Genomic DNA, 22,170 nt, shown 5'->3' on the forward strand with positions numbered 1-22,170 from the left:
CCGGCAGCCTAGGTTGCATCCTGAAGACGGCTTTCGAGCACGCGCTGCAATGCATCGTGGAACGCGGGAAGGTCTTCGCTTGTGCGGCTGCTGACGAGGTTACCGTCGACGACGGCGGGCTTATCTTCCCAGATGCCCCCTGCGTTCACGATATCTGTACGGATGGTTGGAACGGTGGTTAAGCGTTTGCTCCTGACGAAGCCAAGCTCCAGCAGGGGCCATACGCCGTGACACAGCGTTCCGATAACTCTGTCCTGATCAATGAACTTCTGTACAAAAGAAAGAACGGAACGGTCTGTGCGTATGTTATCCACGCTGAGGGCGCCGCCGGGCATTATCAGGGCGTCGTATGTGGCGACCTCGGTCTCGTTAATGTGTTGGTCGATGGCGTAAGACGGCCCCCAGTCTTTGTAGTTCCACGACCGGACGAACTCCCCCTCTTTTGGGGAAATAAGCTGATAAGTGTATCCTTTTTTCTTGAAGAGAGGTTTCGAGTATTTCACGGCCCATTCGTCGAATCCATCGGATAATAAAATCGCTATCTGAAACATATCTTATTTTTTGTTACGCTTACTGTTTCTTCTGAAAAGACACATATCGGCTCAAATTGTTCTGGATGTCTGTCATTTTTAGGTCGTATTTCCGGATGTCGCTCTTGGGGCTGTGGCAGCGCAAACCATCAGCGTGCTGCGCCGTTCTGTAGTTATGGTATCTGCATCGTCATATGTGAGGGACCATGATATGATACCGAATAATGATCAATGATGTCGTTGTAATACAGCAACCCATGTTTGTGAATATGAAATACCTCGTTACGTTTTCCATACTATCAGTCTTTAGCTGTCTTCTTATATCTGGGCCGTTGTGTGCGGCCGCGCAGGAGGGAGATTCGGTCCTGCAGGCAGAACTGATGGCGTCGTTGGCTACGCGCGAGGCGAAAGTGGCCGAATGGAAGCAGTCTCTAAACCATATTACGTCGGTGTTGGATAGCACGAAGCGGAGACGCGTGCTGGAGCGGAGCACTCCTGATACGACGGCGCTCGACAGTATGCTGTCTCAGCTTGCCGTCGCGAAGAAGCAGATTACGCAGCATATAGAGGAGATTAAGGCTACGAGGACGATGTGGCGGGCTACATCTCCACCTCCGGATACCATTGCAGGTTTTTTGGCTGTCGATTCGCTACGGCAGCTCGTGAACGGAGCCGTCGACACCCTGTCGCGGCTGGAGGGGGGCTTTCAGCGGCTGATGGGAGAGCTGGTGTATCTGGAGCAGACAGCGAGGCGGCAACGGGAAGAGCGGATAGCGGCACGTGTAGATTCGGTCGCGGCGGGCAGCATTCCGGTACCGCGGCGGGTTGTTAAGACCGTGCGGACCAATCTGGGAAGGGACGGGTCGTCGGTAGCTTTCTTTGACCTGCCGGCGTGGAGCAACCGTCTGTTCTTAATTCTGCTGAGCCTTTTGTATACCTACTGGATTTACCGGCTGGGGCGTAAGCGGGAGGGCGGCGACAGCGATCTTCGCATGCATGAGAACGAGCCGTTGTGGATTCCTATCCTGAAAGGTCTCCTGTTGTTTTTAGTCTTATTGCCACTGACGTCCTTTTCTGTCCCCGTGCTGGTGCTAGAGGGAAGTTATTTGCTGATTTTTGTGTTCTTTTTAATTATCCTCTACCGGGAGCTGGCCGTCGTTAAGCGGCGGCAGCTGGTTGTGGTACTGTTCTTTTATCTGGTGCTGATTGCCGCAAACTTGGTGCTGTCCGATACGTGGTGGAGCCGCGGTTTTGCTATGTTGGTTAATGCTTCGGGTGCGGCGCTCCTTTGGTACCTGAGACGGGACACGCTGCATGATGGTCCTGTAGGGCGCATACATCGCTATGCGCGATGGGCCATTTTCTTCGGTTATTTGTTGGCCGTAGCGACCTGCGCGATGGGGTATGTCCATATTGCGCGGATGTGGAGCCTGGCCGCGGGCATCGGTTTGCTACAGGCGCTTTCATTCGCCGCTTTTCGCGACATGTTGTTGCACGATCTGCAACACCAGTATAGGAGATCGGCGACTGACGCCACCATCAGACGGTTCGATCTGGCGCGCATGCTGGATAGCTTCGACCGGCTGATCCGGTTGGTCTGTGCGTCGCTGGTGGTTATTGTCTTTCTTAACAACCTACATCTAACGCGAGAGGCAGGGGGGCTGGTGGAAAGATTGTTGATGTCGGAACATAAGATTGGAGGAGTTGTCTTTACGTATGGTAACCTGCTGCTGGCGATCTTGGTTGTCTGGGCTGCAAATTGGCTGCAGCAGAACTTAAAACGCTTGGTCGACGGGCCCACAGCCGAGGGACAGCAAGGGCGGCGGCTGACGTTGTTTCCGTTACTTCGGCTGCTTATTGTCGTTGTGGGCTTTTTGATCGGCGTAAGTATCCTTGGACTCGGCGTCGACAAGCTCACGGTGATCATCGGCGCACTTAGTGTTGGGATAGGGCTTGGCCTGCAAAATATCATCAATAACTTTGTTTCGGGAATTATACTGGTTTTTGAGAAGCCCTTTAAATTGGGCGACTATATTGAACTCGCCGATAAAAAAGGGCAGGTCATGCAGATCGGTATACGGTCGAGCACCCTGTTGACCGACCAAGGCGCGCGGGTCATCATTCCGAATGGAGACCTGCTGTCGGGGCGTTTGGTAAACTGGACTTTCTCTGACGCTGACATACGCGTGAATATGCAGCTTACGGTAGATTCGGGCATGCCTATCGAAGAGGTGAAGCAGCTGGTTTTGGGGAAGCTGACGAGTTTCTCCGAGGTCGACCGCTCTATTCCGATCAAAGTATTCACGCGGGATGTTACAGCCGACGGCTACGTGCTCGCCATACAGGTGGGAATTACGAACGTCCGCTTTATTGAGCGCTTCCGCAGTCAGTTCCTGGAAGCATTGAAGAGCGAGCTCGATGGAAGACAGGTGAAGGTGTCGTCCAGCTGACGTCGAAGCCGTGGCTGGTTGGAAACCTACGTTGGATTATAAAGAAGATGTCCAAGAAGGCACACTGTCCTTAGTGCGATCTGCTTCGCACCAAGAATAGTGTTGGCTTTACCTCCACCTTTTATACCTTTCCCCTTAGCAGTTGGCATGTTCCATTGGCTTACTTATACCGGGGATGATGTTGTCTGTGACGGGCCGCCTGCGTTTGTTAGCCCTTCGGTTAACGAGAAATGTGAAACGGCGATACGCTTCCCATATCAACGCGCCGACAAATGCCAGTTGCAAGACGGCATCGACGAGGTAGGCATTGGAAATGGTTCCATTAGCCGTGTAATGCAGGTCGATTCCGATAAAGCTGAGCGCCGCGCAGAATCCTAAGAAAGAGTAGCGTTTGATAATCAGGGCCAGCCCGATACTTATCGAAAGCAGTCCGACCATCTTTACCAGCCATATATCGTGCTTGCCGCCCGTAACCTGCATAAAGCTAGGCATGTGTAGAAGCGGCCATATACCTGTCAACAAATAGTAATATCCTTGAATTAAACTTGCTCGTCTTTTCATAATCGCTCCTTTTTTTTCTTAATGAACAAGCTGGTTTCAGACTAAGTTCAACGAAGCCGGAATTACCGTATTTCGGTCGATGCTTTTTGCGGCGTGGTCGTGTCTGCGGGGTAAAACACGCTTTTTATGCGGTATTTACGTAAAATGTGGTGTTAAAGCAATCCAAAACACGGACGTCATGTTATCTTAATAGACATCGGCAATGACGTATACGGCATATTCATTTTGATAGGTGCATGATAATAACGCGTCGGGCAAACGGAAGATATCAACGACAACTAATTATATATGAAAGTAAAAAATATCATCGAACAGAGAAACGATAGCATGAAGCGTGAACTTGGCCGCATGCTGGCCCTATACGCTGGTCAGTGGCTTCTGACGTCAAGAAAAAACCGTACGGTAGGACCGTTGCGCATTGTTTCGGGGGCGGCTTTATTGTTCGTGGGGGCAACGGGGAGGGTTCCGTTTGCACACCTGCTCAAGCGTATGAACGAGAACCACGGCCAGCTAAACTGTAAAGTGGAAACGTTGATCCAGCAGCCTCCGGCGACCGTCTTCGCTTTTTTCCGGAACTTCGAACATATTAAAGAGCATCTACCGTTTGTGAGAAAGGTGGAAGCGCTGCGAGGAAGCAGTGACGGGTGCCGCATATATGTTTCGTTCTTTGGTGTGGAATGCACGTGGGATCTTTTCATCGTAAAAGAGCGTGCCGGCGAGTTTTTAGGATGGAGTACCGCGGACGACACGCTCTTTTATAACACGGGTAAGGTGGAGCTGACGCCGGGCGAGCTGCCGGAGCATACGGTGCTGGATTTTGTATTCAGCTACACGCCACCCGGGGGGAAGCTTGGTGTGGCGCTTGTCCGGCCTTTTCATGCGGTGGTACAGCGTAGCGTCGAACGGTATATTGACCGCGTAAAAAAGGCATTAGAATATCGGGTGTACGCCTAGCTAACACCCGATCTGGTTGACATAGGGCCGTGCTGTAAACAAGAGCCGGTGGGCCGCATCCAGCACGTCGGCCACGGCTATTGTTCTGATGAACGAGTGAAGATGCTGGCATTGTGCTGATTTCGGCTCGAAGGGATACGGACGGTTGGGTATTATACCACAGGACGGGCAGGGGAGATCCCAGGATATAAGCTGAATGTGTCTGTCTTGGTTCAGCGGCCCCCAGTTGATGACGTTAGGCGCCCAGTAAAGGCCGATTGTGGGGCAGCTTACGGATCGTGCCAGGTGGAGTGGACCGGTATCGTTCGAAATGACCAGCTGGCTCAGGGTGTGAAGCGCGGCGAGCACACCGAGCGCTATTCCATCGTATAACACGTATGCTTTTCCATTCATCTGCTGTATAACGTCCTGGATAATCGGGGCGTCGCGTTCGTCACCTGCCAAAAGAATATCGAAGCCCTTTTCAATGAGCTCATCGGCTACGGTTGCAAATTTCGAAGTGGGCCATCTACGGCGCATATCGGTGGCTCCCGGATGCAGGAGAACAAACGGTTTTTCCATGGCTAGTTCGAGGATCAGACGCTCCGCTTCTTCTTTTTCCCAGTTATGTAGCTCGATCGTCGGACTGAGGGTAATGTCGTTGGCCCCAAGGAGCCGCACCAGGTGGATGTGGCGGATGATCTCGTGCTGATAGTAGGTGTAGGGTATGCTCCGGTCGTATAATTGCCGTAGGCTCATGGACTGTCCAATGATGCAGCGTGCGTTTAACTGCTGCAGAATGTAGTAGGAGAGATCTTCCTCAGCTTGAAAATTGATTGCTATATCAAACGCTTCCCGCCGCAGGTCCTCGAAGAATGCTGTCTCGTCGCGGTCCATTTTCTGATTGAGATTCCGTAACTGGAGCGATGGGGGAACCTCAATAAGGCGGTCTATTCCCGTTGGCCTATCGCAGAGAAACCGTTCGTGCCATGACAGGCCCAGCCATACAATTTCAGCGTGTGGATAAGCGGCCTTAAGCGACCGTATTGCAGGAAGGCATACCAGCAGATCGCCTACCCCTTGGTTGGTACGTAAAACAGCGATCTTACGTACGTCGGAGACTTGTAAGTGATCCATATAGTATCCTGATCAATTAGATTTCTTGTAAACGGATAACTGCTTCTGTAAAAATTTACGGGTATAGTGAATGCGTGTTTTGATGGTACCTTCGGGCATCCCGAAGTGTTCAGACAATTCGCGGTATTTGTAACCGTCCATGTAGCGGACAAAAAGTTCGTAGTAGTCGGCCGGCAGCTTTTTCAGGGCGGCCTGGATGTCGTTCATGACGAACTTGCCCTCCACCATATTCGGTGTAGATGGCTCAGAACAGCCTAGTTCCCGGTATCCTGCGCTCTGAAAATTTTCATAGATCGTTTGTTTCTGGTTGCGGCGATAGTGGTTGATGTATACATTTTTCATGATGACGTACAACCATGCCACAAGTTTAGGGTTGTTGAAGAACTTGTCGAGATATTTGATGGATCTGACCAGCGTCTCCTGTACCAACTCTTCTATTTCTTCGGGGTCTTTTGTGAATTTGAAAGCTATATTCTTTAGAATGCTTTGATTTTTTAGTAGTTCGATGTTTAATTCTTTGCTTTCCATAGTTTTTTGATGTTTTATGTAGTCGATGTTCTCTTATGGTAACAAAAACGATGCAAAGTGGCCGGCAATTCGACGCTGCTGCTGGGTGTGTGTTTAAACATGTTAAAAGTACGGGTGAGCGTGTTTTTTTTATTTCGGAAAGATGTGGATGGAACGCGTATAATCGACGATTTTTAACGGGGGATATTCACAGTCACGATCCTTAGAAATCAAAAAAGGGTGTTTTTTCTTTTTAGCGTAAAAATAACGGGGATCCGGTGTAAAATATTCGGAACGGCGTGCCGCGGTAGGTGTTTGCCGTAAAAGCCTACGCGTAGGCACCCTACGGCCATGTTCGTGGCGTTGGAGTGTAGGGATTCTGAAAACGAAATAAAGGAATGGCTGTTCATTATACAAAACGGAAGTATGGTTTTTAGAGCGTTAGTATGGATCTGTTTGTTGTTTTTCTCTTCTTGTGGTGTGGGAAAAAGAGAGAAGGAGCAAGCTGTGGTAGAACAGCTTGTCATGCTTCGCACGGAGGGACTGGCGTTGGCGGAGTTTATCGCTTCCAACGCTAAGGATTCGGCGATTCTGTTGATGTGCCAACGCATTAAGGACTATTACATTCAGACGCATCCGGACTTTCTGCACGTTTGTGCGGGGCGCCCGATGGGTCTGACCGAACGGGATTTTGATGAGCTGTGGTCGCGCCTAGAAAACCGCTTACGGACCGACGGCACGTCTTTTGGTATGACGAGCCTGAAACTATGCGAGGAAAACATCGACACATCCATAGCGCTATACGAAGAGATTTTAGAAGCTCAGGAGTGGGAGGATATCTGTTACTTCTCGTTCGTGGCTTTGCCGGACCTGTATAATCAGCGGTCAGAGCTGCACTCCCTCCGTAAGCGTCTTGAGCAGAAGTAAATAAGCCGCCGTTAAAAGATATAAAACTAGAAATGAAAATAGCCGTCTTTCGTGCGCTGCAGTTGGGGGACATACTGTGTGCCATACCCGCCATCCGTACGTTGAAAAGAGCACTACCGGGAGCGACCTTGTTTTATGTGGGGCTACCGACGATGCGTCCTTTGTTACAACGTTATGCTTTTATAGATGTATACATTGACTTTCCCGGATATCGCGGTTTGCCGGAGCAGCCTTATGATGAGGCGAAGACAGAAGCGTTCGTCAAACACATTCGGAGTATGGAGTTCGACCTGCTGGTTCAGATGCAGGGCAATGGGACGATCGTCAACAGCTTTTTGGCACAGTGGGGCTCGAAACGGCTGGTGGGCTTCTGTCCGGAGAGCGATCAGGTGGACGAAGACTGGTTGCTGTATCCTGACACGCTCCACGAGGTAGATCGTCATCTGCAGTTGGTGAAGCATCTTGGCGTCGCCCTGACTCCGGAAGATCACCGCATGGCCTTTCCGCTGTTCCCCGCAGACTGGGACAATTTTTCGGCGTTGAAGGGAACGTTCCGCCTTAACCGGTACGCAATAGTACATGTGGGTAGCCGTAGCACCGACCGGCAGTGGCCGCTCCGCAATTTTGCGGTCCTAGCAGAACATCTTCTGCGACGGGGCCTGCAGATTGTGTTGACGGGTACGGCGGGGGAAGCACCGCTCGCACTGGAGATGCAACAGCTGCTGCCGATAGGCAGCGTGATCAACCTGGCGGGAAGGACGAGCTTGGGCCTGTTGGGCTGTGTTGTACAACAGGCGGAGCTGCTGGTAAGCAACTGCACCGGTATCTCGCACATAGCAGCTGCGCTGGAGACGAAGAGCCTGATCCTTAGTCTGGATGGTGAGCCAGAACGATGGGGCCCTCAAAATCAGCGGATACACCACACCTTTGATGCCACTTCTCCGTTGGCGTTGCCCGACCTTTGCGAAGATCTGGACCGATTGCTCGCATTATAGCGTCTGCACTTTTTCGTTTTCGATCAATTGATCGTACCGTTCGAGTATATCGATGGCCGACGGTAGCGGATAGTCTTCTAAGGATTGGGTCTGGTCGACATATTGAATGATCTGGTTTTTACTTTTACTGGCGGCGGGGATGTCGTAAATAATGTAATCGCAATTTGACGACCAGGGGATGTGTTGCGGATTGGTCTTTGCGTACAGCACGAGTACCGGCCGGTCGTAGGCGCAGGCGATATGCGCCACGCCCGTGTTTACGGTGATTACGCCTTGTGCATGGTTAACCAAATACAATAGCTGGGGCAATGAGGTTTGTCCCACGGCGTTGATCAGACGGGGGTGGTCGATATCGTTGATACACGAAGCGAGGTAGCTGTTGGGCGTCTGTCCGGTAAACAGGACACGCTGGCCGCGGCTGAGTAGCCCCCGGATGGCGGTATTGATCGCCAGCGGATCAAAGCGGCGCTTTTCCTCGGAGACATCCATATTGACAAGTACGTAAGGTTCGTTTGATGCCGTTTCAAGGTGCGCGGGCAGTGCTGTTTCGGGGGCAGCAAGGGGTGCCAGGTGCGGAAGACGTCCGAAGTCGGGCGTGATTCCGATTTTTTCCAGTAAGGCGAGATCCCGATAAATTTGGTGGTTTATTTCCGACAGGGGTTCTGGATCAGGCATCCAATGGGTAAGCAGGTGATAGGGATTTTCGCGCGCATAGGCCGCACGGAGCGGGATACCGGCGAGGTAAGCGAGCAACGCCGTCGGCAGACTGCTCTGGCTGTATACAGTAAAAATGATGCAACCGTCGAACTGTTTACCTTTGAGCGTTTCAACGAGGTTTAAAACGCTTGCGGGCTGATCGCTTTCGTCCAGTTTAACCCACGGTACATCAAAGATCACGCAGTCGTCGACGGTTTCGAGATAGGGGACGATGGGCGCTGCTGCGCTGGATGTCAGCAGTGTAAGCTTCGCTCCGGGGTAATGTAACTTCATTTCACGGAATGCAGCGTTGCTCATGATGACGTCGCCCATGTTATCCAGTCGTATGGCCAGCAGGTTTTTGCATGCTTCCCATGTTTTCATCTAGCTTATCCGTTTTAATAGAACCATATCTTTCTGTTGTACCCGTTCGATAATTTTGGTGGTGGACTGGTGGGGCACGTACGGCATGAAGCGGACTTCCGTGCCGAGTTTGTCCAGCAGTTCGCTCTCGGGCAGTTTGTGGTCTTTATAGTCCTCGCCTTTCACAAAGATGTGGGGGCGTACGGCTTCGATCAGAGGCACGGGTGTGTCGTCCTCCTGACTCCCAAATGGCACTATGAAGTCGACACACTGCATCTGCTTCAGCACTTCGATGCGGTCTGCGAGCGTGTTGACGGGCCGGTTTGCTCCTTTGATGCGCCGCACACTTTCGTCGGTGTTTATGCCCACAATGAGCACGTCTCCGAGCTCCCTCGCCTGGCGTAGATAGTGGGCGTGTCCGGAGTGGAATATGTCGAAACAGCCGTTAGTGAATACTATTCTTTTCTGGGCGCGGAGCGTTCCGGACACGCACGACACGTCTTCCAGATCCGTTAAGACTTTGTCATTGGTTTCGAGCATGCCGAACTGAAGCTCGGGGAATGTGCAATGTGCAGTCTCGGTTTTGCGAATGCCGATGCTGGCTGCCGTGCAGGCTATGCTCACGGCTTCGTAGGGTGAAGCTCCGCTCAGGTGCGACAAGAGAAGGGCGGCGAGCAGCGTATCGCCGGCGCCGGCGACGTTTTTTGTGGCAATCTGTTCGACGGGATAATGGAAGAGGAGCGCCCCTTCCTGACTCAGGAGGACACCATCTTTATCTAAGCTTAGCGCGACAAGCTGTGCATTTGAACGTTTCCAGATTTGTCTGCTCCAGCGGGACGCCTGCTGCACGCGATCGTCTTCTGCGTCCTCACGGACGATGTTTCGCGCTTCTTGATAGTTGGGCTTGATCATGGTCGGCTCCAAGGCTTTATACCGTTCGTAGTCTTTGCAATCTACGGCGAAAACTTTGTTGTCCTCGCTTTTCAGCTGTATCAGGAGCTTGAGGACGGCGGGGCTGATGCTTCCCTTGTTGTAGTCGGCAATGAGTACAGCGTCCGACTCCTGGTAGGCGCGGCGGACGTCGGCCAGGTAGGCTTTCGTGATCTGCGGGTCTGCCACGATTTTCTTGCCGTGGTCAAACCGGTAAATATATTGGCCATCCATGCGAAGGCGGGTCTTTGTCAGTGTCGGGCTGAGCGACGTAAAATGGATGAACAGCCCGTCCAGACATTGATCCTGTAGGAGACCTATGGCGGTCTTTGCCGAATCGTCCTGTCCAAGGATGGTGACGTAGTTGACGCGGGCGCCCAGCTTACGGAGATTAAACACGACATTGCCGGCACCTCCGAGGCAGGCCGTCTGTTTCTGGACGTCCAGAATAGGCACGCTAGCCTCGGGCGCTAACCGGCTGCACTGTCCATCGATGTAAACATCCAGCATAAAGTCGCCGAGTACAAGGACTTTCTTGCTTTTAAACTGCTGAATAATGTTGTCTATACGTGCATTCATAGTCGTTTAGTTTAGTGTTTTGAATGATGGTGTCCACTGACCGGAAGTCGTCTACTAGGTAGTCAGGGCGTAAGGCAGGATCAAGGTAGGCGGGGAGCGTTCGTTCGTGCCCGCTTCTATCCAGGAGTATGGTGCGGCAGCCCGCTGCGCGGCCGGCGCCGGTGTCGGCGAGTATGTCGCCGATCATCCACGACCGGCTCAGATCGATATGGTGGTCTTCCGCAGCCTGCAGTAACAAGCCGGGCTGCGGCTTCCGGCATAAACAAGCCGCCTTTTCTGGCGCATCCGGCGCGGCGTGTGGACAATAATAATAACCTGATATGGCGATTCCCTCGTTGCCCAGCACGGTTATCAGGTGTTCGAACGCCCGATGAAGTTCGGCCTCTGTAAAATAGCGCTTCGCCAGTCCGGCCTGGTTGCTGACAATGATAAGCTGGTAGCCTGCAGCGCTAAGCCGCTGCAGGGGGCCGTATACATCGTCGTAACAGCGTATCTTGCCGATATCTACGTTGTACGGCACGTCGTGTATCAGTGTGCCGTCTTTATCTAAGAAAACGCATTTTCCACGGGTATTCATGCGATAAGCTTTTTAACATCCTGTTGGGTTCTGGATTGTTCCATTTTATTTTCCACGAGCCAGCACAGCTGATGGATAAGGTGAAGGTGAATCTCCTGTATGCGGGCGGTGTGGGCTGACGGTACAATGATATTGTAGTCGGCAAATTGAGCCGCTTGTCCGCCGTTTTTTCCCAGCAGGTTGACGGTCACCATACCTTGGTCATTAGCTTGCTTGAGCGCTTGCACGATGTTGGCCGAATTGCCGCTTGTGCTGAGACAGATAAGCATATCTCCCGGCTGCCCGAGTGCCTGAACCTGCCGCTGGAAGACGGTATCATAGCCGAAGTCGTTTGCCCAGGCCGTCAGCACCGACGTGTCGGTATTTAGCGATAACACCGGATAGGCGGGGCGTTCAGGGATCTCGAAGCGGCCCACCAGCTCGGCTACAAAGTGCTGGCTTTCAGCCGCGCTTCCGCCATTGCCGCACACGAGGATCTTCCCGCCCGCAGTCAGTACGCGGCATATCTCATTTGATACCTTCACTATATGTGCGGGAAGAGATTCTGCCGCCTGGAGAAATGCCTGCGAGGCCTGTTGGAAGTACGACTTGAGATGTTGTAGTTCCCGTTGCTCGATACGTTTGGGAATCAGCTGTTCGTAAAGGTCGGCAATCTGCTCGCCGACGATTTTCCATGTAAAATGGTCTTCCACATGTTGCACCGCTTTTTTTCGCATGACGTCGAGACGTTGGCTGTCCTGTAGCAACGACAGCATCTTGGATGCCAGTTGCTGCGGTTGCCGCGGTGATACGAGATCGCCTGTCTCGTTCTTTCGTACCGTATAGGCTATTCCGCCCACGTCTGATCCTATCACCGGCGTTCCACAGGCCATCGCTTCTAAAGGCGTAATGCCGAAAGGCTCATACCATGGTGTTGTTATAAACAGCTCGGCGGCACTATAGTAATATTTGAGCTGCTCTCTCGGCTGCTGCCCGGTGAAGATGACTTTGTTGCTGATATCGTGCTTCGCGCATATGGAATTGAGACGTCGGAATTCCTGTCCCACCTCCATGTCTGCGGTGTCGCCGCCAACAATGAGGAGCCGTAAATCGGGGATCTCCCGGTGCATGCGGGCAAATGCTTCCAGGACGTTGTCGATCCCTTTGCGGGGGACAATACGGCCCAGCTGCAAGATGTACCGATAGGAACTGTCGAGACTCAGTGCCCGTTTAGCCTCTTGTTTGTCGATAGGATAGAAATCCTGTGGATTGTATCCGCAGGGGATGATCTCGATCTTATCTTGCGGAGCGCGGTACAGCTCGATCATGTCTTTCATATCGTTGGGACATTCGGCGATAATTTTTTCTGCATGCCACATGATTTCGCGTTCAATTTCGACGCGCTGCGCCGGAAACTTGTCTGCGTTGCCTTGGTGGATCTGGCGGACGGCGCCGAGGGCGTGAAAGGTGATAACAAAGGGGACATCGAGCTGTTTTTTTAGCCGTATGGCTACCATGCCCGACAGCCAGAAATGGGCATGTACCAGGTCGTAGGCAAGTTGGAACCGGTGGATATAGTCCAGCATGTTGGCCGTAAACTCGTCCATGTAGTCAAAGAGTAATTCTTTCGGGATAGCGGTTTCAGGACCTGCCGAAATGTGGATGACACGCACGCCCTCGTCGAAGATTACGGTTTCTTCCACCTCGCCGCTCTCGCGTCTTGTATAGATGTCTACCAGAAAGCCTTGATTCGCCAAGCTTCGGGCGACCTCTGCTACATAAACGTTTTGGCCCCCGCTGTCCACACCACCGATCGTGGCTAGAGGGGAAGCATGGTCACTGATGAAAGCGATTCTCTTTTCCATAGTATATCTTTATTTTGTGTTAACTTTTTCTATAAATAGTCTTTCCCAGTCGGCCGTAAACCGGCGGATATCGAATAGCTCCTTCGCGCGTTCGTATGCCGCGTTGCTGATGTCGTACGCAACGGTGGGCACCTGCAGCAGGAGCTGCATTTTATCTATCAGGTAGTCAATATCCGTATGGATATATCCGGATTCGCCGTTTTTGATCACCGTAGTCAGTTCGGTGGTCGCCAGCCCGACGACGGGCATGCCGATCATCATCGCTTCGCACACGGAAAGGCCTAAGCTCGTGTAGCGGATTGGGTGAAAGAAAAAGCGGTACTGGCTGATAAAGGCTGGCAGATCGGGATGCAGCACTTCACCGATCCCGTATTCTTCTGCCCCCATGCCGACGATATCGAGTGGGACGGCTTCGCGCACGCGCTCGAAGATGTCGTGGCCAAGAAGGCGTCCACGTCTTTTTATGTTGTTGATGACAACGATTCCTTTTTTTATGGTGCCTTTATACCGTTCCGTACCGGTGGCGACGCCATGACTAATGACGCGCACGTCGGGAACAGCCGTGTCCCACATCAGCTTGTTGAAATGGGTGACATGGACGACGGTTACGGCGGGATCCTGAACAGGGTGCACCTCATTGGTAGGGTGCCCCCGTGGAGGATCATGTTCTATGTAGATACGCGGTAGCGTCCTTTGTTCTGCGGACAGGATGTGCTGCTGGTCTTCTAAATAGTTTTCGTCGCACTGGTAGAGAATCAAGTCGAAAGACATATTTCGCACTTCCTGAACAGGTACCTCGATGACATTTGGCCCGAACGGATACGTATTGCCCCTGCCCACATATCGGTCGCTCTTCTTTTCGTCGTAGGGGATGTATATGTCGTAATTGCCTAATGAAAGGTAATAGAGGTAGGCACCATGTATGTGCCAAGTGAAAATCCGTAGTCTTTGTTGTCCTTGCATTGTTGCTCCTTAGCTAGATAATTTGAGAGTTGTCGGTTTTCATCGGATCTGTTCCCGGCTGCACGACCGGATCGCGGTCTATTTTCGTTTCCTGTGTTGTGGATCTGTTGATGTCGATGTCGCTGTCGGGGTCTATCTCGTCGATATCGGGCGTGGGCGCTTCCAAGGGGTCAGTTTCGGGCTGTTCTATAGGCTCATTCTCTTCGATTTCGTCGATGTCCGGGGTTTCTCTTTCGATCGGGTCGACCTCGGGTCTGTCCGGTGGCAGGTTTTCTACACGTTCACCGGCGTCGGGAAGCGGCTCTTCTTCGGGCTGTCCTTCGCCAACGGAATCATTCGTATTGTTGTAATGACCCGGCATGTCTGGGAAGGGTTCTATCAAGGCAAATGCGATGATCGGACCTCGTCTGTCATTCGCTGTGTTGTTTGTTATTTTCATAGTTCTTTATTTATGTGCCAAAAGAACGGTCTCACCAAGGGGATAGTTCCATAGGTAAATACCTAAAAACAAGTTTTAATACGATTTTATGCTGTAATCCGTTGTTTGATAGCTGTTTGTGTGTTTATGTTGTCCGTATTTTTTCAAGGTGTCCTATAAACACGGGCGTGAGTCCTACTTTGGGGCACCGGTAGAAATACTTGATTGTTGTCGGCTGGCAATCAACTTTTTCTGTGCGGCGTTCAACAGAGAAAGTTGATAGATGAAAGATGTTAAAACCTAAACTACACTTACAGCGCGAAGAGGTGGAGCGGGGGCTCCGGATGATCATCGTGGATGGGCTGGGCTCGGAGGTTGTGGTGTGTCTTACGAGCGGCGCCTTCTTGGTGGGGCTCGCCATTATGTTGGGCGCCTCTAACTTTCAGATCGGTCTGTTGGCGGCTTTTCCTACGCTTACGAATCTGACGCAGGTCTTCTCTGTCATGCTTATCAGGGCATATCCCAACAGGCGGGTGATCACTGTTTTTTCGCTGATGTTGGCGAGGCTACCCCTGTGCTTCGTCGGGCTGCTGCTATATATAGGAGATGGCATCGGCGTGCATATGTTGCTGTTGTTGATGTTCGTTCATTACCTGTTTAGCTCGCTGGCCGGCGCGGGGTGGAATTCGTGGGTAAAAGATCTGGTTCCTGAAGAGCGGCTGGGACGATATTTTTCAAAGCGAAGCCGGTATATGCAGACGACCAATATCGTGTTGAGCCTGGCGGTTGCCTGGATTGTCGACGCCGTCGGCAGCGGTAATCCGGAGCGTCTTCCGTATCTATATGGCATTTATTTTCTGGTTGCGGGCATCACCGGCTTGCTGGGGGCCTATTTTCTTTCAAAGGCACCCGAGCCACAGTCGTTCTTCACTGCGGGTAATCTGCTAAAACTTCTGGAGCTTCCCTTGCGCGATGACAACTTCCGCCGGCTACTTTGGTTTAATGGAGCATGGGTGTTCGCCATTAATCTTGCTATTCCGTTTTTCTCGGTGTTCCTGCTTAAAAGCTTAGGGTTGTCGATGACTGCGGTCATTCTGCTGACCGTGGTCGGACAGGTATTTAGCGTCCTGACGATACAGCTGTGGGGCAAATTATCGGACAAATATAGTAACAAAAGCATCATAAGCCTGGCGGCTCCTATTTATATTTTATGTATTCTATGTTGGATTTTTGTGGGCATCTATTCCAGAACCGCGTTGAACATTATGCTGTTATTTCTGCTATATATGTTTACCGGCGTGTCGACCGCGGGAATTAACCTGGCCCTGACGAATATTGGGCTGAAGCTTGCTCCGAAGACCGATGCTGTTGTGTATATATCGATCAAGAATATTGTAACGGCCTTTTTCTCTTCAATGGGGCCGATTGTCGGGGGGTGGCTCGCCGACTTCTTTGCGGTGCGCGAGCTGCGGATTACCATCGAGTGGATCAGCCCCGGTATCCGGGAGGCAGTGAAGCTGATTTACCTTCATGAGTGGAACTTTCTTTTCCTCATTGCTGCTGTTCTAGCCTTTTTCTCGTTGCGTCTGCTGGGCCGGATAAAGGAAAACGGCGAGGTTGGACATATGCTGGTGAAACGTATTATGAAGACGCGTTTCAAGAGCAATATGAAGGAGGCGTTCATTATTGGCAACCTCATGACCTGGCACAGCCAGATAAGGGCGATATTGCGCAGAAAAACTACGGACGGGGGGGTGAAAGCCTAAGAATAGATACGGGTTTGCAACTGGTTAAATACCTGTATTTAAATTTTGTACAACGATCCTGGCCGAAACGCTCTTCTATTTGGGAAACATCAAAAGAATTATGCAAACAATGACGGCTCCGCTGCAAACTGCACATATTAATACGGAAATGTTGGACCGCTGTGGCGAATTTCTCAAAGAACACGGTCTGAAACTGCTGTGTGCCGAGAGCATGACCGCGGGATTTCTCGGAAGCCTGTGGGCGATGGAGGTTCATAGTGGTGATTATTTTTTGGGATCGATGGTGACGTACGATGACGTAGCGAAGAACTACCTCTTGTCTGTCCCTCCGTCTAAGATAAAAAAATATTGCGCCGAGTCGGCTGTCGTTACCCTGCGGATGCTGGACGGGCTGCGGCAGCGCATCCCGGAGGCCGATGTGTTGGTTAGCATTACGGGGCTTGCATTTAAAAGCACAAACGAAAAACAGCGCAGACCGGTAGGGACAGTATATTATGCTTTTCAATACCATCAGGAAAAAGTGATTTATCGAAAAGCGTTTTCAGGCGACGCCGGCGGTATCTTTATTGCAACCTGTAACGCCGTCCTGGACGACCTATACGGTTGGCTGACAAATGTTGTGGCAGCCTAGGCTGACGTCGACGAAGGCGTCCCTGGAAAAAAAAAAATGGAACAGTAGTAATAGTTAATAAATGGTTTAATCAAAACAGACATCGTATGGAAAATTTAGAAAAGAACGTCAATGCAAAGGAAGGCGAAATGACCAAGGAAATCGAAAGCAAGACAGCGCAGGTGCCTTCTAAGGTATATCTATGTACTGCAATTGCAGCTATGGCCGCGTCAGCGACATTGAAATGTATGGGGCATAAGCATACTGCATTGTTCATAGGCCAATGGGTAGCTCCGTTCTTGTTGTTCGGAATTTATAATAAGATCGTGAAAACCCAGGGACACGACTAATTCATTGTCAGAAGAGTGCGAGGCTGTTCCGTCGGGGCTGTCTCCGCTTTTGGCTAACATCAAAATAAGGAGGAAAGATGAGGAGATATATTAAGCGAAGTATCATTGTACTATGTGCAATTGCATGCCGGCTGGGAGTGCAGGCACAGACGGAAACGTTACCGGATAGTACGGACCAGCGTTTTGTCGACATGGCGGTAAGTTCGAACAGATTTGAAGTAGCCGCGGGCAGCCAGGCGCTGGAACGCTCGGATGACGCTGCCGTTAAGCAGTTTGGACAGATGCTTGTAACCGATCACGCAAAGGTGCTCGACGAATTGGAGAAGGCGGCGGTAGCGAAGAAGCTTGTTATACCAGATGCCATGAACGAGAGTCATGCTGCCATTCTTAAGTCAATGGGCGAATTATCTGGAAACGATTTCAATAAAGCCTTCAAAGAGGTGATGATTAAGTCGCACGAGGACGCGATTGCTTTATTTGAGCAGGCGGCACGTGGGTCGAACGATCCGGAGCTTAGAAGCTGGGCGGCGGGGAAAATCCCTTCGCTAAAGAATCATTTGGAGCAGGCTAAAGCACTGCCGGTGTCCGGCGGAACTGCGGACAGGCCGACCACGTCGCCCCGTGTAGACTCCGTTAAAACTTTAAAGTAGACATTATGGGAACGAAAGTAGAAAACGAGGTAAACGGATTAGGCGAAAAAGAGAAGAAGAAAAAGGGCGATACATATCAGGAACTGGGAAGCGTCGTGGAGAAAACGGAGCGGACGAAAGCGGCTGACGCTGAGGCTGGCGTGGATCCACAGGGTGAGCAGCTGAACGATATGCCCAACGATCCGACAGACCGTCCTAAGGAGGAAGTTAAGTGGGAAGGTGAATCGAGTGGAAAAACCGGAAAGGAATAGTAGAGGACGCTGCCAATATGTACATATGAAATAATTGTTTAACATCGTTCTTAGCATAGAACACAATAAGGAGGAAATATGAGTGAATTAACTTGGAAAGGCCGTTGGAACGAGCTAAAAGGAAAAGTAAAACAAGAATATGCCGATCTTACAGATGATGATCTGCTATATGCTGAAGGGAAGGAAGATGAATTGCTTGGCAGATTGCAGAAGAAGACCGGAAAGACACGAGACGAAGTCGAAAGCTGGCTGAACAATTTAGAATGATGCGAGTGGATCGACATGGTCCGATAATTCAGTTCGGAGAATGCCAACCAATTTTGTGTTGGCATTTTCTTTTAGTCCTTTTTACATAAAATTCGGAATAGCCGGTTGGTAAGCTGCGTAGCGCTCGGCGCTGTTCCTCTTTTTTGATGGTAGCGTATCCAGCTGTCGAGATTCTGTTGCTCATATTCGCTAAGGATGCAGGGGTGGATGTAGTGGCTCTTGGTTACGGCCCTGGTGTTCCCCAATGTTTGGGCAACTTTGTCGATGACATGCAGCATATTTTTCTTCCGCTCCGTCAGGGTGGCAGGAAGCGGCATCTCGACCATGCCCGTCAGGGCGAGGAGGCAACCGTTCCATGTCCGGAAATTTTTGCAGGTAACATCGAGCGACATTGCTTCTTTTAAGTAGTTGTTGATGTCGCCTGATTCGAGCTGTTTGACCGTGCCGTCGGCGTCGTAGTACTGGAACAGACGCTGACCGGGAATTTCCTTCACCTGCATCAGCAATTTAACCAGGGATTTTTCCTTTAGGTAGGTCTGTTGCAGTACTCCTTTCTTGCCGATAAACTTGAAGAAGATCCGGTTGGTGTCGACCTGCTTGGCATGTTTATTCCGCAAAGTAGTGAGGCCATACGAGCCATTGGCTTTTTCATACGCACGATTGCCCGCACGGAAGGAGGTTTCGCCCATGATCGCGACGGCAAGGGCACATACTTTATCACGGTCGAAAGTGCGCTTGCGGAGATCCTTTTTTATACGATTTTTTAACAATGGAAGACGTTTGCCGAAGTCGACCAGCTGTGTGAACTTTTTCTCGCTCCGCAGCAGGGCCCATTTGGGATGGTATCGATACTGTTTACGACCTTTGGCATCGATTCCGGTAGCTTGTAGGTGGCCATTTGGCGACGGACATATCCACACGTTTTGCCAGGCGGGGGGAATGACGAGTGAACGGATCCGTTTTAGCGTCTGCTCGTTGGTGATGCGGGTGCCATTCTGGTCTGCATAATAGACATCCTGTCCGTCGTTTAAACGGCGGTATCCATTTCCGGCGCAGCTCACATAGCGAAGGCCGGCTTCCTGTATGGCGGTTAATTCTACCTCTTCGGCGTCCATGTGTGGTTAATGGTTTCGGATGGCATCTATAAGTTCGGACTTCTTCATTTTATGACGGCCTTTGATGCCGATTTTTTTTGCTTCTTCTAAAAGCTGATCTTTAGATAGGTAGTCGAGGTCGCTCGCTTTCCCGCCCTTGCGGCCCGCAGCCGGAGTGTTCGAGATACGTGCCGCTTTTTCTTTGCTCATACCTTTTTCGCGGAGTGCCTCGTATTTAGCATCATCCTTGATCTGTTTGCCATGATTTTTAGCCATAACCATATGATTTTAAGTGAAACAATGCACCAGTAGCACATCGGATTATCTGGTATCTTCACCTAAAGAACGTGTAGCCTGGAAATTCGTTTTAAGTGAAACACGCGTTTTCGTCCTTTTTCCGTGCGCAGGTGTGTTCAATAGTAGGTATAAAACATTATCCGCACGCTATTTATACCTGTTGTTCGCATGGGGCCGAACATGTACGCCATGATTGGCGTTTTATAGTAAATACCCCGCCAGTGGAGCGTTGGGATAAAACGGAAGTACTAATTAAATAAAGAGATATGGAAAATTCAAAAGACATCTACGATCCGGAAGAAGGACAGCGAGACGATACACCCCGTACGGAGGTTCCGAAACCTGCGAAGGAGGAAGTCAACGACAAGCCGGCAGGTCTAACGATACACTGGACCATCTTGGTTGCCGTGACTATTTTGGTGATTATTTATTTTATCTATTTTTTCTAGGACATACAGATTCATTCGGACCGGCGTGGGTGTGTCAGGGCACGGCGTCGATAAGCAGGTACTCGGGGTTCTATGCATAGCATGGAGCCCCGCCCCGTTTTTACCGGATAAGAAAGAGTAGCTATCGGGGATAAAAAAAGTCCGTAGGGTATCTGTTGAACTCTACGGACATTGTAAGATAGTATTGTTTGTACGTACGTCAGACGCCTCGGTTTTATTGTTCGTACAGGCTTTCAAAGAAGGCAGGGCTATCCAGTTTGATGGCTATGCGGTATGCGGCATTAACGAGGCCGACATGGCTGTAAGCCTGGGGGAAGTTTCCCCATTGACTGCCATCCTGGTCATTCACGTCCTCGCTGAAAAGCATCAGATGGTTGCCGAAGGACAGAAGCTGCTTAAATACTTCCTGAGCCTCGTCGAGCCTTCCGACGCAGGCCAGCGCTTCCACATACCAGAACGCACATACTAGAAATGTCGCTTTGGGCTTACCAAAGTCATCGCGGTGCAGGTAGCGGTAAAATAAACCGTGTTCGCCTTTTAGGTCCTTCTCCAGCTCTTCCAGGTGTTTTCTTGCTCTCTGGCTGGACGGATCAAGATAGTTCATCATGATCAGCTGTAGTGTGGAGGCATCCAGGTTGTCGCTTCCGGTGGCATTGGTGAATACCCCTCTGTCCTGGTCGTAGCAGCTTTCGATATGTTCAGCTGCCTTGGTACGGAGGCGCAAAGCCCGATCGGCGATATCGCTCAGGCCGTACTGCTTGGCTATCTTAAGTGCTGCGGTGGCTCCCGCCCACTGAAATAGGTTGGAATAGCAATGGCGGTTCTCGAAGTTCCTGAACTCCCAGATGCCCGCATCGGGTTCGTCGATGGTTGCTTCGATTTTATCCAGAATAAAGGTTGTCCAATCCTTTGTCAGCGCAAGGTTCTGATGTCTGAACCGGTGGTCTGTAAAGAGGGGGAGCAGGGCAATCAGCGCCTGACCGTAGACGTCGTTTTGAATATGTTCATAAGCTTGATTACCGATCCGTATCGGCTTATTTCCCAGATAGCCCTCAAGGTAGTCGAGGGTCTGCTCTTCGAGCTTGTGCTGGCCAAGGATTCCATATAGCGGTTGAAGGCGACCGCTGTCTGTCTGGGTAATATTGGCAATGTACGCCGCATATTTTTCCATTTCTTCGAAATGGCCGATATGACTTAGGGCGGTCAATACGTAGTAGCTATCGCGTAACCAGCAATACCGGTAGTCCCAATTTCTTCCGGATCCGGGAAACTCGGGCAGGCTCGTCGTGCTTGCGGCAATGATTGCGCCTGTATCTTCGTACTGGTGCAGCTTCAAAGCCAAGGCGGAGCGTATAACCTCACGTTGGTAAAAAGGGGGGATAGATGCATTTTTTACCCACTTTTGCCAATAGCTTTTGGTACGCGAGAGGAAGTCCTCTGCGGTACGCTGCAAAGGTGCTTCGAACGGGCTTCCGTATGTTAGCACCAGGTACACCGGGTGGCTAAGCACATAGGGGAGGTCGTCGAAAAAGTGGCTGATAGGCATGTTGGTCGCCAGGCGCATTTTAACGTCGGACCGCTCGAACTGTATATGGTTGCTACCTCGGAATTTTTCGAGTGTCCGCTGCCCGTAATCTAACACAGGCTCACAGGTAACCCGTATTTTAGGGTTTCCCCGTACGGGTTCAATCTTCCGGATTAGCATCAGTGGTTTGAAGTAGCGTTCGTACTGCTCAAACCGGGGTGCGAAATCGGTCACCCGATAGCTGCCTTCTTCGGAGTCGATGACGGTACAAAGGATATTGGTATTTTCCAGATAATACTGATTGCTTTCTTTTATGGGCGTACTGGGGAGGATGGAAAACTCTCCGCCGAGCCCTTTGTCGAGCAGTCCGCCGAATACGAATGAGTCCTGAAATGAGGGCCAGCAAAGCCAGCTGATATTTGTGTTTTTTTCGACGTGCGCTATGTAGGCGCAGTTTCCGATTATTCCACTGTTGTATGTGTGCTTATTTGTAGTCTGCAT

The 22,170-nt window shown here is 50.9% G+C and carries 24 protein-coding genes; 11 read left to right on the plus strand and 13 right to left on the minus strand.

Going from position 1 to position 22,170, the window contains the following annotated elements:
* Positions 1-8 precede the first annotated feature (8 nt).
* Positions 9-551 (minus strand): DJ-1/PfpI family protein, encoded by a 543-nt coding sequence (locus BC792_RS12090; RefSeq protein WP_148909274.1) that lies wholly within the window; start codon positions 549-551, stop codon positions 9-11.
* A 248-nt stretch (positions 552-799) separates the two neighbouring features.
* Between BC792_RS12090 and BC792_RS12095 the strand changes: the two genes are divergently transcribed.
* Positions 800-2,980, plus strand: coding sequence for a mechanosensitive ion channel family protein (locus tag BC792_RS12095; protein WP_170250022.1), 2,181 nt, complete (start codon positions 800-802; stop codon positions 2,978-2,980).
* A gap of 135 nt (positions 2,981-3,115) precedes the next feature.
* Here the strand turns inward: BC792_RS12095 and BC792_RS12100 are convergent, their stop codons facing one another.
* Complete coding sequence (locus BC792_RS12100; RefSeq protein ID WP_148909276.1) at positions 3,116-3,541, minus strand: hypothetical protein; 426 nt, start codon at positions 3,539-3,541, stop codon at positions 3,116-3,118.
* A gap of 288 nt (positions 3,542-3,829) precedes the next feature.
* Between BC792_RS12100 and BC792_RS12105 the strand changes: the two genes are divergently transcribed.
* Complete coding sequence (locus tag BC792_RS12105; protein ID WP_148909277.1) at positions 3,830-4,495, plus strand: SRPBCC family protein; 666 nt, start codon at positions 3,830-3,832, stop codon at positions 4,493-4,495.
* Here the strand turns inward: BC792_RS12105 and BC792_RS12110 are convergent, their stop codons facing one another.
* On the minus strand, positions 4,496-5,611 hold the full coding sequence (locus BC792_RS12110; RefSeq protein ID WP_148909278.1) for a glycosyltransferase family 9 protein: 1,116 nt from the start codon (positions 5,609-5,611) through the stop codon (positions 4,496-4,498). It abuts the gene before it with no gap.
* A gap of 12 nt (positions 5,612-5,623) precedes the next feature.
* Entirely contained in the window at positions 5,624-6,139 is a 516-nt protein-coding gene (locus BC792_RS12115; RefSeq protein WP_148909279.1) for an RNA polymerase sigma factor, read from the minus strand.
* A 405-nt stretch (positions 6,140-6,544) separates the two neighbouring features.
* Between BC792_RS12115 and BC792_RS12120 the strand changes: the two genes are divergently transcribed.
* A complete protein-coding gene (locus BC792_RS12120; protein ID WP_148909280.1) occupies positions 6,545-7,045 on the plus strand; it encodes a hypothetical protein in 501 nt (166 codons plus the stop codon).
* Positions 7,046-7,077: 32 nt separating this feature from the next.
* A complete protein-coding gene (locus tag BC792_RS12125; RefSeq protein ID WP_148909281.1) occupies positions 7,078-8,040 on the plus strand; it encodes a glycosyltransferase family 9 protein in 963 nt (320 codons plus the stop codon).
* Here the strand turns inward: BC792_RS12125 and BC792_RS12130 are convergent.
* From BC792_RS12130 to BC792_RS12155, 6 genes are read right to left on the minus strand one after another with little or no spacing between them, the layout of a single operon-like run.
* On the minus strand, positions 8,035-9,120 hold the full coding sequence (locus BC792_RS12130) for a glycosyltransferase family 9 protein (RefSeq protein WP_148909282.1): 1,086 nt from the start codon (positions 9,118-9,120) through the stop codon (positions 8,035-8,037). The two genes, BC792_RS12125 and BC792_RS12130, sit on opposite strands and share 6 nt — an antisense overlap.
* Positions 9,121-10,608 carry a PfkB family carbohydrate kinase gene (locus BC792_RS12135; RefSeq protein ID WP_148909283.1) on the minus strand — a complete coding sequence of 496 codons (1,488 nt, stop codon included), beginning with the start codon at positions 10,606-10,608 and terminating at the stop codon, positions 9,121-9,123. It abuts the gene before it with no gap.
* The gene (locus BC792_RS12140) at positions 10,571-11,185 is read right to left on the minus strand and encodes a D-glycero-alpha-D-manno-heptose-1,7-bisphosphate 7-phosphatase (protein WP_148909284.1); all 615 of its coding nucleotides are present in this window, start codon (positions 11,183-11,185) and stop codon (positions 10,571-10,573) included. The genes BC792_RS12135 and BC792_RS12140 overlap by 38 nt, the downstream gene beginning before the upstream one ends.
* Complete coding sequence (locus BC792_RS12145; protein WP_148909285.1) at positions 11,182-13,029, minus strand: glycosyltransferase; 1,848 nt, start codon at positions 13,027-13,029, stop codon at positions 11,182-11,184. The genes BC792_RS12140 and BC792_RS12145 overlap by 4 nt, the downstream gene beginning before the upstream one ends.
* A gap of 9 nt (positions 13,030-13,038) precedes the next feature.
* On the minus strand, positions 13,039-13,992 hold the full coding sequence (locus BC792_RS12150; protein ID WP_148909286.1) for a glycosyltransferase: 954 nt from the start codon (positions 13,990-13,992) through the stop codon (positions 13,039-13,041).
* 13 nt (positions 13,993-14,005) lie between these two features.
* A complete protein-coding gene (locus BC792_RS12155) occupies positions 14,006-14,431 on the minus strand; it encodes a hypothetical protein (protein WP_148909287.1) in 426 nt (141 codons plus the stop codon).
* Positions 14,432-14,700: 269 nt separating this feature from the next.
* On the opposite strand from BC792_RS12155, the gene BC792_RS12160 reads away from it, so the two are divergent.
* The 6 genes from BC792_RS12160 (at position 14,701) to BC792_RS12185 (ending at position 18,304) form a co-directional block, all read left to right on the plus strand.
* Positions 14,701-16,176 (plus strand): MFS transporter, encoded by a 1,476-nt coding sequence (locus BC792_RS12160; protein WP_148909288.1) that lies wholly within the window; start codon positions 14,701-14,703, stop codon positions 16,174-16,176.
* 100 nt (positions 16,177-16,276) lie between these two features.
* A complete protein-coding gene (locus BC792_RS12165) occupies positions 16,277-16,807 on the plus strand; it encodes a CinA family protein (RefSeq protein WP_148909289.1) in 531 nt (176 codons plus the stop codon).
* Between the two features lie 86 nt (positions 16,808-16,893).
* Positions 16,894-17,136 (plus strand): hypothetical protein, encoded by a 243-nt coding sequence (locus BC792_RS12170; protein WP_148909290.1) that lies wholly within the window; start codon positions 16,894-16,896, stop codon positions 17,134-17,136.
* A gap of 77 nt (positions 17,137-17,213) precedes the next feature.
* On the plus strand, positions 17,214-17,786 hold the full coding sequence (locus BC792_RS12175) for a DUF4142 domain-containing protein (RefSeq protein ID WP_148909291.1): 573 nt from the start codon (positions 17,214-17,216) through the stop codon (positions 17,784-17,786).
* Between the two features lie 5 nt (positions 17,787-17,791).
* Positions 17,792-18,037: a hypothetical protein gene (locus tag BC792_RS12180; protein WP_148909292.1), complete on the plus strand. Its 246-nt coding sequence runs from the start codon at positions 17,792-17,794 to the stop codon at positions 18,035-18,037.
* 78 nt (positions 18,038-18,115) lie between these two features.
* Positions 18,116-18,304, plus strand: a complete 189-nt coding sequence (locus tag BC792_RS12185; RefSeq protein ID WP_148909293.1) for a CsbD family protein — start codon at positions 18,116-18,118, stop codon at positions 18,302-18,304.
* Between the two features lie 71 nt (positions 18,305-18,375).
* On the opposite strand, the gene BC792_RS12190 is transcribed toward BC792_RS12185, so the two are convergent.
* Positions 18,376-19,419: a DNA topoisomerase IB gene (locus BC792_RS12190; RefSeq protein WP_148909294.1), complete on the minus strand. Its 1,044-nt coding sequence runs from the start codon at positions 19,417-19,419 to the stop codon at positions 18,376-18,378.
* A 6-nt stretch (positions 19,420-19,425) separates the two neighbouring features.
* Complete coding sequence (locus BC792_RS12195; RefSeq protein ID WP_148909295.1) at positions 19,426-19,674, minus strand: DUF7218 family protein; 249 nt, start codon at positions 19,672-19,674, stop codon at positions 19,426-19,428.
* Between the two features lie 287 nt (positions 19,675-19,961).
* Here BC792_RS12195 and BC792_RS12200 point away from each other — a divergent pair, with 287 nt between their 5' ends.
* Positions 19,962-20,144 carry a hypothetical protein gene (locus BC792_RS12200; RefSeq protein ID WP_148909296.1) on the plus strand — a complete coding sequence of 61 codons (183 nt, stop codon included), beginning with the start codon at positions 19,962-19,964 and terminating at the stop codon, positions 20,142-20,144.
* 214 nt (positions 20,145-20,358) lie between these two features.
* Here the strand turns inward: BC792_RS12200 and BC792_RS12205 are convergent, their stop codons facing one another.
* The gene (locus BC792_RS12205) at positions 20,359-22,170 is read right to left on the minus strand and encodes a glycoside hydrolase family 15 protein (RefSeq protein WP_148909297.1); all 1,812 of its coding nucleotides are present in this window, start codon (positions 22,168-22,170) and stop codon (positions 20,359-20,361) included.

The sequence above is a fragment of the Sphingobacterium allocomposti genome, from assembly GCF_008124885.1.
GTDB classification, from domain to species: domain Bacteria; phylum Bacteroidota; class Bacteroidia; order Sphingobacteriales; family Sphingobacteriaceae; genus Sphingobacterium; species Sphingobacterium allocomposti.

Coding starts and splice junctions, on each gene's coding strand:
- BC792_RS12090 (WP_148909274.1), bottom strand. CDS start 551: ATGTTTCAGATAGCGATTTTATTATCCGATGGATTCGACGAATGGGCC.
- BC792_RS12095 (WP_170250022.1), top strand. CDS start 800: ATGAAATACCTCGTTACGTTTTCCATACTATCAGTCTTTAGCTGTCTT.
- BC792_RS12100 (WP_148909276.1), bottom strand. CDS start 3,541: ATGAAAAGACGAGCAAGTTTAATTCAAGGATATTACTATTTGTTGACA.
- BC792_RS12105 (WP_148909277.1), top strand. CDS start 3,830: ATGAAAGTAAAAAATATCATCGAACAGAGAAACGATAGCATGAAGCGT.
- BC792_RS12110 (WP_148909278.1), bottom strand. CDS start 5,611: ATGGATCACTTACAAGTCTCCGACGTACGTAAGATCGCTGTTTTACGT.
- BC792_RS12115 (WP_148909279.1), bottom strand. CDS start 6,139: ATGGAAAGCAAAGAATTAAACATCGAACTACTAAAAAATCAAAGCATT.
- BC792_RS12120 (WP_148909280.1), top strand. CDS start 6,545: ATGGTTTTTAGAGCGTTAGTATGGATCTGTTTGTTGTTTTTCTCTTCT.
- BC792_RS12125 (WP_148909281.1), top strand. CDS start 7,078: ATGAAAATAGCCGTCTTTCGTGCGCTGCAGTTGGGGGACATACTGTGT.
- BC792_RS12130 (WP_148909282.1), bottom strand. CDS start 9,120: ATGAAAACATGGGAAGCATGCAAAAACCTGCTGGCCATACGACTGGAT.
- BC792_RS12135 (WP_148909283.1), bottom strand. CDS start 10,608: ATGAATGCACGTATAGACAACATTATTCAGCAGTTTAAAAGCAAGAAA.
- BC792_RS12140 (WP_148909284.1), bottom strand. CDS start 11,185: ATGAATACCCGTGGAAAATGCGTTTTCTTAGATAAAGACGGCACACTG.
- BC792_RS12145 (WP_148909285.1), bottom strand. CDS start 13,029: ATGGAAAAGAGAATCGCTTTCATCAGTGACCATGCTTCCCCTCTAGCC.
- BC792_RS12150 (WP_148909286.1), bottom strand. CDS start 13,992: ATGCAAGGACAACAAAGACTACGGATTTTCACTTGGCACATACATGGT.
- BC792_RS12155 (WP_148909287.1), bottom strand. CDS start 14,431: ATGAAAATAACAAACAACACAGCGAATGACAGACGAGGTCCGATCATC.
- BC792_RS12160 (WP_148909288.1), top strand. CDS start 14,701: ATGTTAAAACCTAAACTACACTTACAGCGCGAAGAGGTGGAGCGGGGG.
- BC792_RS12165 (WP_148909289.1), top strand. CDS start 16,277: ATGCAAACAATGACGGCTCCGCTGCAAACTGCACATATTAATACGGAA.
- BC792_RS12170 (WP_148909290.1), top strand. CDS start 16,894: ATGGAAAATTTAGAAAAGAACGTCAATGCAAAGGAAGGCGAAATGACC.
- BC792_RS12175 (WP_148909291.1), top strand. CDS start 17,214: ATGAGGAGATATATTAAGCGAAGTATCATTGTACTATGTGCAATTGCA.
- BC792_RS12180 (WP_148909292.1), top strand. CDS start 17,792: ATGGGAACGAAAGTAGAAAACGAGGTAAACGGATTAGGCGAAAAAGAG.
- BC792_RS12185 (WP_148909293.1), top strand. CDS start 18,116: ATGAGTGAATTAACTTGGAAAGGCCGTTGGAACGAGCTAAAAGGAAAA.
- BC792_RS12190 (WP_148909294.1), bottom strand. CDS start 19,419: ATGGACGCCGAAGAGGTAGAATTAACCGCCATACAGGAAGCCGGCCTT.
- BC792_RS12195 (WP_148909295.1), bottom strand. CDS start 19,674: ATGGCTAAAAATCATGGCAAACAGATCAAGGATGATGCTAAATACGAG.
- BC792_RS12200 (WP_148909296.1), top strand. CDS start 19,962: ATGGAAAATTCAAAAGACATCTACGATCCGGAAGAAGGACAGCGAGAC.
- BC792_RS12205 (WP_148909297.1), bottom strand. CDS start 22,170: ATGCAGACTACAAATAAGCACACATACAACAGTGGAATAATCGGAAAC.